We start from the raw sequence: 13,829 nt of genomic DNA on the forward strand, positions 1-13,829 counted from the left end.
TCACCTCGCGGAAACCTGCAGTCCCAGATGGGATTGCACCAGGTCCTCCAGGCGGCTTTCCGGCAGAAGGAACGCCGAAGGATAATCCGCATGCACGAAGTACAGGCCATCCGGCGCAAAAGTCGGCGCGGCCCGGCGCCGGTCACGCTGAGACAGCAGTTCGTCCATCCAATAGGCCGGCTGACGATCCTGCCCCACATACAGCAGCGCTCCCATCAGGTTCCGGACCATATGGTGCAGAAAGGCGTTGGCACGGAAAGTGAACAGGAAATAGTCCCCATGCTGTTCGACATCCAGCGCATGCAGGGTCCTGACCGGACTGGCGGCCTGGCACTGCGACGAGCGGAAGCTGCTGAAATCGTGCTCCCCCAGCAGACGCCGGGCGGCGTCCTTCATGGGTTCGAGTTCCAGCGGATGATAGACCCAGCCGACGCGACCATGCTGCAGCGGAGAACGGACCCGGTTGTTGCGCACGACATAGACATAGCTGCGTGCCCGTGCTGAAAACCTGGCGTGGAAATCATCCGGCACAGGCTGCGCCCATTGCACCGCAATGCTGGCTGGCAACAAGGCATTGAGGCCGCGTACCCACGATTCGGGACGGCGCTGGGCGCAACTGTCCAAGTGAACGACCTGCTCCAGGGCATGGACGCCCGTATCGGTGCGCCCGGCGCAAATCGTATTCACGCGGGGCTGGGCAAGGAACTGCGCGAGCGCGGCTTCGAGTGTGTCCTGCACTGTGCGTCCGCCCGGCTGAGTCTGCCAACCCAGCCAATGCGATCCGTCATACGCGATTCCCAATGCCACACGAGGCATTCAGGCCTCAGCGCGGTCCGGAAGGGTTGCGGTCGGGAGAGTTCTGGTCCAGATCGAGATTGATCTGGGCGAGCTTCTCTCTGACCATCGCCTCGGTGATGAGGCCGCTGCTGTCGTCGCGCCCCTCGTCACGCGCCGCGTTTGCACGGCGCAACAGCCATGCAATGATCAATACAACCAATGCCAGCAAGCCGGTGATGACACCCAGCATATGCTCTTGAAACCAGGACACAGTATTTTCCGTCTTTGTTGAAATCGAATCGGCCGTACCGGAGCCGCCGTCAGTGCCCGCGGCGGTGCCGCCCTTGCCCGCGCCCGCCGTGGATTCGCCACCCGGAGCACTCCGGCCGGCGCTTCCATTTGCCGCAGCGGATCCCGCGGAAGGGGATGCCCCGTTGGGTGCGCCTTCGCCGCTTGAGGCGGCTGCCTGACTGCCCGCCGCCTGACTGCCCGCTGCCTGACTGCCCGCTGCCTGACTGCCCGCTGCCTGACTGCCCGCTGCCTGACTGCCCGCCGCCGCGCCTGCCGAAGAAGCCGCAGTGCCAGCCGCCGCAGCAGCCGACGGCGCTGCGCCATTGGATGGCTTCGCCGCATCATCGGGCGATGGCGTGCCATTACCCGATGGCGCCACTGCCGACGTGGAACCTCCGACGGTGGAAGGTGCTGCCGCGGGCGAAGAAGCGCCATTGGTGGAAGGTGCTGCCGCAGACGAAGAAGCGCCATTGGTGGAAGGTGTCGTCGCGGGCGAAGAAGCGCCGTTGGCGGAAGGCGCTGCCACGGACGAAGAAGCGCCATTGGAGGAAGGAGCTGCCGCGGACGAAGAAGCGCCGTTGGCGGCAGGAGCCGTCGCCGACGCCCGATTATCGCCGGCAGCTCCTGCCGAGGGCGTCATGCCCGGTGCACCGCCACCCGTGGCTGTGTCCGCCGAAGACGGCGCACCCTCGCCCGAGGGGCTGGTGGCTTGCGCAATGGACTCGCTGAGTCCCTTCGCCCCTTCCACAACCAGCTCGCCGAGAACGCTGCCTTGCGCGCGCAGGGCTTCGTTCAGGTTCTTTACATTGCTTTCCAGCTGGGACACGCGCTGCTCCGCATCCGCAACACCTTTGCGCAGGGCTGCCTCATCGTCGGCGCGGCCATCCGCGTTGCCGCCCGCCTGTGCGGACGGCTCGGCAACGGACTTGCCGGCGTCCGATTGCGTCGTTTGGGCGCCGGCCGCCGACGTTCCTGCGGAGTCGCCTGCCGCGCCCGAGCCTGCTTGCCCATTGGCCGCCCCGGCAGCAGACGCGGACGGCTGATCGGAAAGCCGCAGCAAGTCCTGCTTGCGGGTGTCTGCGGGCGCTTGAGCCGATTCGGACGGCATGGCCTGGACCACGTCGCCGGCCGCGGCTGCCGCGCCTTGCTGCCCCACCACCGGCACGACGCCGGCCGAAGCCCTGCGGTAGCGCGCGAAAGCCTGGGCATGCTGCATGAAGAGACGCCGGGCCTCGCGGTCGGAAATGGCGGTCAATGCCGCCTTGTCGGGCATCACCAGTGTAGAGCCGGCCCTGACGAGATTGACGTTGTCGTGGATGAACGCTTTTGGATTGGCCCGGAAGAGCGCCATCATCATCTGGTAGTCAGAAACACCCCTGACGGCATGCCGTCGGGCGATGGCAAACATGGTGTCGCCGGTTTTCACGCGTATGGACGCGCCCGCCTTGTGATCGGATGCCGCCACACTGCCTTCGGGACCCGCAACCGACGCCAAGTCGATGCTGGCATCCGTGCGGGTCAACAGGCTGACTTGATAACGCTGCCGCCCCGAAGCCGTATGGACGTCGAGCAGGACGTCGGCCACCGGCCTGTTGAAAGGCTGGCTGGAGCGCAGCTGGATGACCTTGCTGCCCGGCGCGTAGCCGTCGACCAGCTGCGTGGTGAGGGTGGCCAAGTCGACCGGCGGGATCAGCCCCGCCTCGGACCAGGCAGCCATGGGCGCGGGCGATACCGAGAAACTGCGCAAGTCGTCGGCGCTCAGCTGGCTGACCGGTAGGTCGATGCGCAGGGCCTGGCCGGGCGCCGACACGACGCGCGAATGGCCGAAGGTGGCGGCATGGACGGCCGGGCATATCAGCAATGATGCCGCCAGCGCCCCGACCAAAGGTTTAGTTTTGAATACTAAAGCAAAAGACGATGACACCCAGCGGGACATTTGCATTTTTACAGTTCACCCAAAGCAATACGCAGCATGCGGCGCAATGGCTCTGCCGCCCCCCACAACAGTTGATCTCCCACCGTGAAGGCGCTGAGGTACTCAGGCCCCATGGAGAGCTTGCGCATGCGCCCGACCGGGATGTCCAGCGTGCCGGTCACGGCAACGGGCGTGAGATCACGCATGGTCGCTTCGCGTTCGTTCGGGATGACTTTGGCCCAGTTCGAGCCTTCGCGCACGATGTCCGTGATTTCATCAAGCGGTACGTCGCGCTTCAGCTTGATGGTCAGGGCCTGGCTGTGGCAGCGCATGGCGCCGATCCGCACGCACAGGCCGTCGATTGGAGTGGCGGGTGTGCCGAAGGCTTCGCCGCGGCCGAGTATCTTGTTGGTTTCCGCGCCGGCTTTCCATTCTTCGCGCGACATGCCGTCGCCCAGATCCTTGTCGATCCAGGGAATCAGGTTGCCGCCCAGCGGCACGCCGAATTGCTGTTGCGGCAGGGCCGGATCCTTCTGCGCCGTCAGGATGCCGCGATCGATTTCGAGAATGGCGGATGCGGGATCGTCGAGCAAAGGCTTGACCGCCGCATTCAACAGGCCGAACTGCGTCAGCAGTTCGCGCATGTGCTGCGCGCCGCCGCCGGATGCCGCCTGGTACGTCATGCTGGTCATCCAGTCGATGAGATCCTGGTTGAACAGGCCGGCCAGGCCCATGAGCATGCAGCTTACGGTGCAGTTGCCGCCAATGTAGTTCTTGATGCCGCGATCCAGCGCCGCGTCGATGACCGGGCGATTGACCGGGTCCAGCACGATAATGGCGTCGTCGGACATGCGCAAAGTGCTGGCGGCATCGATCCAGACGCCGTTCCAGCCGGCAGCGCGCAGTTTGGAATGAACCGCAGTGGTGTAGTCGCCGCCCTGGGCGGTCAGAATGATGGGGAGTTTTTTCAGGGCCTCGATGTCGTATGCATCTTGAAGAGGCCCGGCGCCGTCCGCCCATGCGGGGGCCGCGCCGCCCGCATTGCTGGTGGAAAAGAACACCGGCTGGAACAGGGAAAAATCATTCTCGTCGCGCATGCGCTGCATCAGGACGGATCCCACCATGCCGCGCCAACCGACTAAACCTACTGCTTGGCTCATGTTAAGTCGCTTAAAAAAGTAAAAATTCAGATCTGAAACATTATTTTAATGCTTTCAGCACCGCATCACCCATCGCGCTGGTGGAAACCTGTTCCGTGCCGGCTTCGTGGATGTCGGCCGTGCGCAAGCCTTGTTCGAGCACCGCTTGCACGGCGCGTTCGATACGATCCGCTTGCGCTGCCTCGTTCAAAGAGTAGCGCAAGAGCATGGCCGCGGACAGTATGGTCGCCAGCGGGTTGGCCATGTTCTTCCCGGCGATGTCGGGAGCGGACCCGTGACTGGGTTCGTAAAGCCCCTGGTTGGAGGCATTGAGCGACGCCGAAGGCAGCATGCCGATGGAACCCGTCAGCATGGCGGCCTCATCGGACAGGATATCGCCGAACAGGTTTCCTGTCACGATCACGTCAAATTCCTTGGGTGCCCGCACGAGCTGCATCGCAGCATTGTCGACATACATGTGGGTCAGCTCGACATCCGGATACTCGCGCGCGGTGTCGATCATGATGTCACGCCAGAACTGCGATGTCTCCAGGACGTTCGCCTTGTCCACGCTGCACAGGCGCTTGCTGCGTTTCTGCGCAGCCTGGAAAGCGACGTGGCCGATGCGGCGCACTTCGGTTTCCGCGTAATGCATGGTGTCGAAACCCTGCCGCTCGCCCTTGAAGCCGCCCTCGGTGACCTCGCGCACGCCGCGCGGCTGGCCGAAATAGATATCGCCCGTCAGCTCGCGAACGATAAGGATGTCCAGGCCGGACACCACCTCAGGCTTGAGCGACGACGCGTTGGCCAGTTGAGGATACAGAATTGCCGGACGCAGGTTGGCGAACAGCCCCAGGGCTTTGCGCAGGCCCAGGATGGCCTGCTCGGGACGGAACTCGCGCGGAAGGTTGTCGTACTTCCAGTCACCCACGGCGCCGAACAGGATGGCGGATGAACTCTTCGCCAGATCGAGCGTGGCCGGCGGCAAGGGATGGCCGTGCGCATCGTATGCCGCGCCGCCCACTGGGGCGGTTTCCATTTCAAGATCCAGGCCCAGCGCGCCGAGCACGCGTGCCGCCTGCTCCGTGATTTCGGGACCAATGCCGTCACCCGGCAGAACAGCAATTTTATGAGTCATTTTTTTCCTACCATGTTGTCAATATACGACAAAAGGGGCTGCGTCTCCGCGGCCCCCTGCTTTCAACGGTCGTCCCTGATCGATCAGAAGCGTGCCTCTATGGCAGCGCGCGACGGTTCGGGCAAGGACTTGTTCTGCGCTTCCCTAGACGAGAGGCCGCGATTCCAGCCAAGGGTGGCGGGCCAGGCGCTCCGCTTCGAAAGCACGGATCATGTCCGCCTTCTGCAAGGTCAGGCCGATGTCGTCCAGGCCATGAAGCAGACAGTGTTTGCGGAAGGGCTCGATGTCGAAAGAGAGCTCGCGGCCGTCTTCCGTGACCACCACCTGGCGTTCAAGGTCGATGCGCAGCTTGTAGCCTACATGCGCCTTGACGTCGTCGAACAGCCGCGCCACCTGGAGTTCGGGCAGGATGATGGGCAACAAGCCATTCTTGAAGCTGTTGTTGAAGAAGATGTCGGCGTACGAGGGTGCGATGATCGCGCGAAAACCGTACTGCGACAGCGCCCAGGGGGCGTGTTCGCGGCTGGAACCGCAGCCGAAGTTCTTGCGCGCCAGCAGGATGGATGCGCCTTGATAGCGCGACTGGTTGAGCACGAAGTCCGGATTCAGCGGACGCTTGGAGTTATCCATGCCGGGTTCGCCGTGATCCAGGTAGCGGAGCTCGTCGAACAGGTTGGGACCGAACCCGGTGCGCTTGATGGACTTCAGGAACTGCTTTGGAATGATGAGGTCGGTATCGACGTTCTCGCGGTCCAGCGGCGCCACCAGGCCATGATGAGTGGTAAATGCTTGCATGATGGTTTCCTATCGAAGAGTCCGTACATCGACGAAATGACCGGCGATGGCGGCTGCGGCGGCCATCGCCGGGCTGACCAGATGGGTACGGCCGCCCTGCCCCTGCCGCCCTTCGAAATTGCGGTTCGAGGTGGAGGCGCAGCGCTCGCCGGGCTCCAGGCGGTCGGCGTTCATGGCCAGGCACATCGAGCAGCCCGGTTCGCGCCACTCGAAGCCCGCTGCCAGGAAGATCTTGTCCAGGCCTTCTTTTTCCGCCTGCATCTTGACCAGCCCGGACCCGGGCACCACCATGGCCTGCTTGACCGACGATGCGACCCGCTTGCCGCGCGCGACGGTGGCCGCGTCCCGAAGGTCTTCGATTCGGGCGTTGGTACAGGAACCGATGAAGATGCGATCCACCTTGATGTCGACCAGCGGCGTATTGGGCTTCAGGCCCATGTATTCCAGCGCGCGCTCCATGCCGCTGCGGCGGACATCGTCCTTTTCCTTGTCGGGATCCGGCACTCGGTCGTCGACTGCCAGGACCATTTCGGGCGATGTGCCCCAGGATACTTGCGGCTTGATCTGGCGGGCGTCGATTTCGACGACGCGGTCGAAGGACGCGCCTTCATCGGAGTGCAGCGTCTTCCAGTATTGGACGGCCTGGTCCCACAGCGCGCCGGTCGGTGCGTAAGGACGGCCGCGGAAGTAGTCGATGGTTTTCTGGTCTACCGCCACCATGCCCGACCGGGCGCCCGCTTCGATGGCCATGTTGCAGACCGTCATGCGGCCTTCGACGGACAGCCCGCGCATCGTGCTGCCGCCGAACTCGATGGCGTAGCCGGTACCGCCGGCCGTGCCGATCTTGCCGATGACGTACAGGACGAGGTCCTTGGCGGTACAGCCGAAGGGCAATTCGCCTTCGACCTTGATCAGCATGCTTTTGTTCTTCTTCATGAGCAACGTCTGTGTGGCCAGCACGTGCTCGACCTCGGACGTGCCGATGCCGAAGGCCAACGCGCCGACCGCGCCGTGCGTACTGGTGTGCGAGTCGCCGCAGACCACTGTCATGCCGGGCAGCGTGGCGCCCTGCTCGGGCCCGATGATGTGGACGATGCCCTGGCGCCTGTCGTTCATGCGGAATTCTGTGATCCCGAATTTTTCGCAGTTCTCGTCCAGCGTCTCGACCTGCAGCCGGGAGATCGGATCCTCGATGCCCTTGCTGCGATCGGTGGTCGGCACGTTATGGTCGGCCACGGCAAGATTGGCGGAGATCCGCCAGGGTTTGCGATCCGCCAGTTTCAAGCCTTCGAAGGCCTGCGGGCTGGTCACTTCATGTACCAGGTGGCGGTCGATGTACAGCAGACAGGTGCCGTCGGACTCTCGATGCACGACATGCGCATCCCAGAGTTTGTCATACAGTGTTTGTGCCATGACCTTGCTCTATGATGTAGGGTTGGAGAAGTAAATTATGCCACTCTCTTAACATAGTACAAGACAAGTTTTTATACTGGTATGGATAGTGCCAGCCTGGAGGCAGCCTAGAGGGGTCAGACCCCATGCGGGGTCTGACCCCCAAGCCTAAAAAGCCGCGCTCCGTGAATGGGGTCCGACCCCGTACGGGGTCGGACCCCAACCTAAAACAACCGTGTTCCGAGAACGGGGTCAGACCCCGCATGGGGTCTGACCCCAACCCGCCAAAAAACATGCTCAATACCGCCCTTAGATACTTCCTGGAAGTCGTGAACGCCGGCTCGTTGACCGAGGCGGCGCACAAGCTGCACGTCGCGCCTTCGGCGATAAGCCGCATGATACGCAAGCTGGAAGACGAGCATCGCACCCACCTTTTCGAGCGTCATGCGCGCGGCATGCTGCTGACGGAAGCCGGTGAACTGCTTGCATCGTATGCGCGGCGTACACATCTGGAAGCCGAGCGCACACGGACGGAAATCAGCGAACTCGCCCACCTTGGCCAGAAGCTGATCAAGGTGTCGGCGAACCAGGCCTTCAGCACAGAGCTGCTGCCTTCGGTCATGGGCGAATTCGTCAAGGAAGAACCCCTGGTCCGCTTCCAGTTGAACGTGCTGCAATCGGCCGAGATCAATTCACGCGTCCGGAAAGGCGAGGACGATCTGGGCCTCAGCTACAACTTGTCGCCCCCGCAGGGCGTGCAAGTCCGGTATGCCCGCCGCATGCCCCTGTTTGCCATCATGACCGTGGACCACCCGCTGGCCGCACGCAAGACATTGCATATGCGCGATATCGGAAGCTTTCCTGTGGTGCTGATGGGGCCGGGCAGCACGCTGCGATTCATCGTCGACCTATGCTGCATGCATGAAAAAGTGACGCTGAACGTCGCATTGGTCAGCAACCACCAGGCGGCCATCCACAATTTTTGCCGCGAAACAGGCGCCGTCGGCTTTTCCGGCGACCGGACACTCATGGGCTCCGTCCGGCGACGCGAACTCGTGGCCGTTCCCATCATAGACGAGCTTTCCCAGCAACGCACGCTGCACATCCAGACCTTCGAAGGCCGCGTCCTGCCGTCCAGCGTGGACCGTTTCATGCAGGCCGTCATCCAGCGCATCGAAAGCCTTTATGGGAGCGACGGACAAGGGGTCAGACCCCGTGCGGGGTCCGACCCCCAATTCCGATCGTCGTTTGAGCGGGGGTCAGACCCCGATGGGGTCTGACCCCAGGTCGGTTTGCGCGGGGTCAGACCCCGCATGGGGTCTGACCCCCTCATATCAATCCCACTCCGGCTCGATCCAGGCTGCGTCCTGGTCAAGCGGCCAGACGGGCCTGGGCAGCCGCTTGAAATGGATCTGCGACAGGTTTGGCGTCGTCAGGCCGGGACTATCGACGTCGTGGATGCGCTCGTTCGGGAAGAACTCGTCGAAGCCCGCGCGATAATGCCCGCGGCTTTTCACGATCAGGATGTGCAGGCGCGATATATCCAGCCCGTGCATTTCCAGCATCGCAGGCTCCGCAAGCTGGCGGCGCAAGCTGCCCACCACCACCTGCATGCCCGAGTCGCATAATTCGATCAGCGCGCTGGCACCCAACGAGAACTTGCGCCCGCGCAGAATGCCACGGCGTCCCACGCCATTGCCGTCGGTCAGGCACAAGACTTTGGCCCGTGCCTCGTAGCGCTGCGTATAGCTCCCCGGCTGGGCATTGAACACCGCCTGGAACTCTCCCCCGACCCCGGCTTCGTGCGCCTTCGCCGCGACCTCCGGCGAGACGAACACGCCCAGGGTGACCCCGGGGACGCGCGCGCGGTCGAAAGCTTCGAGCAGCCAGGTCGTATTGCCGCCGCCCCCGCCGCCCGGGTTGTCGGCCACGTCGGCAAAAAGCAAAGGCTGTTCCGCCTTGGCCGCCAGCTCTACGGCCTTGGCCACGTCTATCGTATTGGCGATATAACGTCCACGATCCTTCCAGACATCGCGGGCAAGCTCGAGCGCGGCTCGCCGAGCCGCCGCCAGGTCGCCGCGCGCCGTGACGGTAACGGTCATGCCGCATTTGGGCAGGTCGGAAAACACGAAACCCGACGCCGCCGACACCACGGCAATGGGCCCCTGGCCCTTCGGTTGCATCATCGTCTCGGCTCGCCGCACGATGTCGGCATACGGGCCTTGATGGGTGGAGAGCGTGACCGAAGGCGGCGTAATGGGCAGCCGTATGTACGCCGTCACCAGGCGTTCGCCCTCGAAGACTTCGTGCAGCAGATCGGCGGCCTCGGCCGCGCGCTCGCGCTGATCGACATGAGGGTTGGTGCGATAGCTGACCAGGGCGTCGAGGCTCGCAACGGTTTCCTCTGAAACATTGCAATGCAGATCGTGCGTCGCAATGACGGGGACATCCGGCCCGACGATAGAACGGATCAGGCGGGCAAGCTGGGCCTCGGTGTCGTCCACTCCGACCGCGGAAGAAGCGCCATGATTGGCGATATACACGCCATCCACGGGACCTTGGGCGCGCAGCCGGGACTCCACCTGCGAGATGAAGTCGCGCCAGACATCGGCCGCCGCCGGCCCCCCGGGGGGGGCGCCCACCACGATCAGCGGCACCGGCGTCCAGGGACCGAGCGCATCCATGCGCTGGTAAAAGCCGGGAATCTCGGCGGGCAAGTGGCTGACGCTTCGCGCCAGCGCCGAGATGCCGTCCCCTTCCTCCCAGCACTGCGCAATGAAGTCACCCTTCTCGGAAGGCGGCGCAAACGCGTTGGCCTCGAGATGGAACCCCAGAATGGCCACTCTCGGCCCCGATCCGTTCATACCGCCTCCTTGCATGCTTACGCCTTCTTCTTGACGGTATAGAACAGCGAGATCTGTGGCTGGAAGTCTTCCCATTCCTTACGCAGCGCGGTGACGGGGTAGCTGGCGCCCAGCGGAACGTAAGGAACGTCTTCAAACACTTGCAGCTGGATCTCGCGGCAGATCTTCTTCTGGGTTTCGAGATCGGGCGCGTTGAACCAGTCCATGCGCAGCTTTTCGATCTTCTCGCTGGTGGGCCATCCGAACCAGGCCTTTTCGCCATTGCCGCGCAAGGCGAGATGGCCCGCGGGATCCAGATTGTTGGGACCGGTGTTGCCGGTGAACGCCACGCTCCAGCCGCCATTCGAGACGGGCTCTTTGCTGTTGCGGCGTTGCACGGCAGTGCCCCAGTCCACGGTCTGCACGTCCAGGTTGAAGCCCAGGCGCTTGAACAGGTCGGCGGTCACCAGCGCGGCGGCATGCCAGCTCGGGAAGTCGACGGGATCGAGCAGCACGACTTTTTCGCCGTTGTAGCCCGCGGCCTTGATGGCGGCCTTTGCCTTCTCGATATCCCGCTTGCCGGTCAGCTTCTCCATGCCCGCGTCGCTGTCCATGGGCGAGCCCGGCACGAACACGCCGCACTTGTCGCTCCAGAACTCCGGGAAGTCGGCGCCATTGATTGCCGTCATGTATTCGGTCTGGTTCACCGCGCTCAGCACGGCCCGGCGAATCTCGACGTTGTTGAACGGCGCATGCAGATGGTTGAAGCGCATCACGCCGATGGTCGGCAGGCTGCGCTTGACCAGCTTGATGTTGGCATCGTCGCGCAAGATGGGCAGGAAGTCGGTATCGACCATTTCCACGCCGTCGACTTCATTCGCCTGCAAGGCGGCAATCGCCGTTGCACGGTCGGGGATGATGTTCCACAGGACGCCGTCGACGTGCGCCACCTTGGGGCCCGCCGAAAAATCGGGCGCCATGCTGTCCTTGCGGGGCTGGTAGTCGGCGAATTTTTCATAGACCACGCGCGAACCGGAGACCCATTTGTCCGCCATAAACTTGAAGGGACCGCTGCCCACCATCTCCTGCACGCCTTCCGTTTCGGGGAGATTGGCAAGGCGTTCGGGCATGATGACGGCCATCATCCCGGACTGGCGGCCCAGCGCATTGAGGATCAGAGGGAAAGGCTTGGACAGCTTGAACTGTATGGTTTTTTCATCCAGCGCCGAAAACTCTTCCGTCGATTGCATCAGCGACCGGCCCATCAGGTCGCGCTTGGCCCAGCGGTTGATGCTGGCCACGACGTCGGCCGCGCGCACCCGCGAACCATCATGGAAACGCAGGCCATCGCGCAGCGTGATCTTCCACAGCAGCCCATCGTTCTCGGTGGTGTGGCCGGCGGCCATCTGTGGATGCGGAATGTACTGGGAGTCCAGGCCATACAAGGTATCGAACACCAGTTGACCGTGTCCCTGCGTGACCGCCGCCGTGGTGAAGGTCGGGTCGAGCAAGGTCAGATCGGCTTGCGGCACCCAGCGAAAAACGGTTTTCTGCTGCGCCCAGGACATGCCGGGCAGGCTCATGGCGGCAAGCGATGCCGACGAGGTCAAAAGGAATTGTCTACGATCCATAACGAGCTCCTTGGAGTTGGCGGCGTTCAATATGCGCCGCCTATTGAATGTTGGGCCACATAGTGGCCTTCACCTACTTGCACCAGCGCCCGCACGTCCGGCTCATCGCCGAGATCGCGGACGGGGCTGGGAATATCGCTGACTTCAAGCGCTTTGGCCCGACGCACGGAGGGATCCGCCACCGGCACGGCCTGCATGAGCTTCCGCGTATAGGGGTGCTGCGGATTCTCGAAAATCATCTGGCGCGGACCGAGTTCGACGATCTGCCCCAGATACATGACGGCTACGCGGTGGCTCACGCGTTCCACGACGGCCATGTCATGCGAAATGAACAGATAGGCGATTCCCAGTTCGCGCTGCAGATCAATGAGCAGATTCACGATCTGCGCCTGGATGGACACGTCCAGCGCGGACACGGACTCGTCGGCGATCAAGACCTTGGGATTGACCGAGAGCGCGCGCGCTATGCAGATACGCTGCCTTTGCCCGCCCGAGAATTCGTGCGGCCAGCGCTTTGCCATCTTGGCGTCCAGTCCGACGCGCTCGAGGAGTTCGGCCACGCGACGGTCCGCCGCCGCGCCGCTGTGCAGACCGTGGATCAGCATCGGCTCTTTGATGCTGTCGCCGATGCGCATGCGCGGATTGAGCGATGCAAAGGGATCCTGGAACACGAACTGCATGTTGCGGCGCAAGTGGCGCATGGCTTCGGGATCGGCCCGGTCCAGCGTCTTGCCGTCGAATTCGATCCGGCCGCCGACGGTAGGCGTCAGATGCATGAGAGAACGGCCGGTCGTCGTCTTGCCGCAGCCCGACTCCCCCACCAGGGAAAGCGTTTCGCCCGCATGCAGGTCGAAGCTTACTTTCTCGACGGCGTGCACCTTGCGCTTCACTCTCGAGAAAAAACCGCCACGCACGTCGAAGCGCGTGACCAGGTCCTGCACGCGCAGGATCACTTCGCCGGACGGACCGGCATAGCCGCCGGCCTCGGAAGCCGCCGGCGTCGGCAACGGCGCGCCTTGCGTGGAAGCGCCGCCGTCGAGTAGATCGAAATGGGCGGGCTGGGAAGTGCCGCGCATGGCGCCCAGCCTTGGAACGGCCGCCATCAGCGCCTTGGTGTAGGGATGCTGCGGCGCGTTGAACAGGCCGTGTACATCGTTGTTCTCTACGACGTCGCCCTTGCGCATCACCATCACCCGGTCGGCGACTTCGGCGACCACGCCCATGTCGTGCGTGATGAAGATCACGCCCATGTCCATCTCGCGCTGGAGCTCCTTGATCAGGCCCAGGATCTGCGCCTGTATGGTGACGTCCAGAGCCGTCGTCGGCTCATCGGCAATGAGCAGCGCGGGGCGGCAGGACAGCGCCATCGCGATCATCACCCTTTGCCGCATGCCGCCCGAGAGTTCGTGCGGGTAGCGCTTCAGGATGGCGCGCGAATCCGGGATGCGGACCTGGTCCAGCACACGGCGCGCAGCCGCTTCCGCCGTCTTGGCATCGCAATGCTGATGCAGCCGTATCGCCTCCACGATCTGGAACCCTACGGTCAGGACCGGGTTCAGGGAAGTCATGGGCTCCTGGAATATCATGCTGATATCTGCGCCGCGCATGGCGCGCATGGCTTCCTCCGAGGCGGCGAGCAGGTCGATCCGGCGCCCATCACGCGCATGGAACGCCATGCTGCCGGAGGCGATGCGTCCGCCGCCGAACTCGACCAGCCGCATGATGGCCAGGGATGTCACGGATTTTCCGGAGCCGGATTCGCCCACGATGGCGAGCGTTTCACCGCGGTCCACATGCAGATTCAGCGATTTGACGGCCGTGAAAGCGTTCTCGCCCTGCCCGAAAATCACCGAGACGTCGGAAACGTCCAGGACGCGGCGGCCGGGATTCATGGAAGTTGCTGTCATG

General features: G+C 63.4%; 10 protein-coding genes. 1 reads left to right on the forward strand and 9 read right to left on the reverse strand.

Annotation, left to right across the window (positions count from 1 at the left end; genetic code table 11):
* From truA to leuC, 6 genes are all read right to left on the reverse strand, one after another.
* Positions 1-816, reverse strand: a complete 816-nt coding sequence (truA, locus tag ACSBPU_RS11750) for a tRNA pseudouridine(38-40) synthase TruA (RefSeq protein ID WP_442592313.1) — start codon at positions 814-816, stop codon at positions 1-3.
* Positions 817-823: 7 nt separating this feature from the next.
* A complete protein-coding gene (locus ACSBPU_RS11755; protein WP_442592314.1) occupies positions 824-2,929 on the reverse strand; it encodes a type IV pilus assembly protein FimV in 2,106 nt (701 codons plus the stop codon).
* A gap of 83 nt (positions 2,930-3,012) precedes the next feature.
* On the reverse strand, positions 3,013-4,143 hold the full coding sequence (asd, locus tag ACSBPU_RS11760) for an aspartate-semialdehyde dehydrogenase (protein ID WP_442592315.1): 1,131 nt from the start codon (positions 4,141-4,143) through the stop codon (positions 3,013-3,015).
* Between the two features lie 40 nt (positions 4,144-4,183).
* Entirely contained in the window at positions 4,184-5,260 is a 1,077-nt protein-coding gene (gene leuB / locus ACSBPU_RS11765) for a 3-isopropylmalate dehydrogenase (RefSeq protein WP_442592316.1), read from the reverse strand.
* Positions 5,261-5,404: 144 nt separating this feature from the next.
* Complete coding sequence (leuD, locus tag ACSBPU_RS11770; protein WP_442592317.1) at positions 5,405-6,055, reverse strand: 3-isopropylmalate dehydratase small subunit; 651 nt, start codon at positions 6,053-6,055, stop codon at positions 5,405-5,407.
* A 9-nt stretch (positions 6,056-6,064) separates the two neighbouring features.
* Positions 6,065-7,468 (reverse strand): 3-isopropylmalate dehydratase large subunit, encoded by a 1,404-nt coding sequence (leuC, locus tag ACSBPU_RS11775; protein ID WP_442592318.1) that lies wholly within the window; start codon positions 7,466-7,468, stop codon positions 6,065-6,067.
* 272 nt (positions 7,469-7,740) lie between these two features.
* Between leuC and ACSBPU_RS11780 the strand changes: the two genes are divergently transcribed.
* Positions 7,741-8,727: a LysR family transcriptional regulator gene (locus tag ACSBPU_RS11780; RefSeq protein WP_442592319.1), complete on the forward strand. Its 987-nt coding sequence runs from the start codon at positions 7,741-7,743 to the stop codon at positions 8,725-8,727.
* Between the two features lie 54 nt (positions 8,728-8,781).
* On the opposite strand, the gene ACSBPU_RS11785 is transcribed toward ACSBPU_RS11780, so the two are convergent.
* From ACSBPU_RS11785 to ACSBPU_RS11795, 3 genes are read right to left on the reverse strand one after another with little or no spacing between them, the layout of a single operon-like run.
* Positions 8,782-10,311, reverse strand: coding sequence for a M81 family metallopeptidase (locus ACSBPU_RS11785; protein ID WP_442592320.1), 1,530 nt, complete (start codon positions 10,309-10,311; stop codon positions 8,782-8,784).
* Positions 10,312-10,328: 17 nt separating this feature from the next.
* Positions 10,329-11,921 (reverse strand): ABC transporter substrate-binding protein, encoded by a 1,593-nt coding sequence (locus ACSBPU_RS11790; protein ID WP_442592321.1) that lies wholly within the window; start codon positions 11,919-11,921, stop codon positions 10,329-10,331.
* Between the two features lie 26 nt (positions 11,922-11,947).
* Complete coding sequence (locus ACSBPU_RS11795; protein WP_442592322.1) at positions 11,948-13,828, reverse strand: dipeptide ABC transporter ATP-binding protein; 1,881 nt, start codon at positions 13,826-13,828, stop codon at positions 11,948-11,950.
* Position 13,829: the final 1 nt, after the last annotated feature.

The organism is Parapusillimonas sp. JC17, assembly GCF_052180245.1.
Taxonomy (GTDB): Bacteria; Pseudomonadota; Gammaproteobacteria; order Burkholderiales; family Burkholderiaceae_B; genus Parapusillimonas.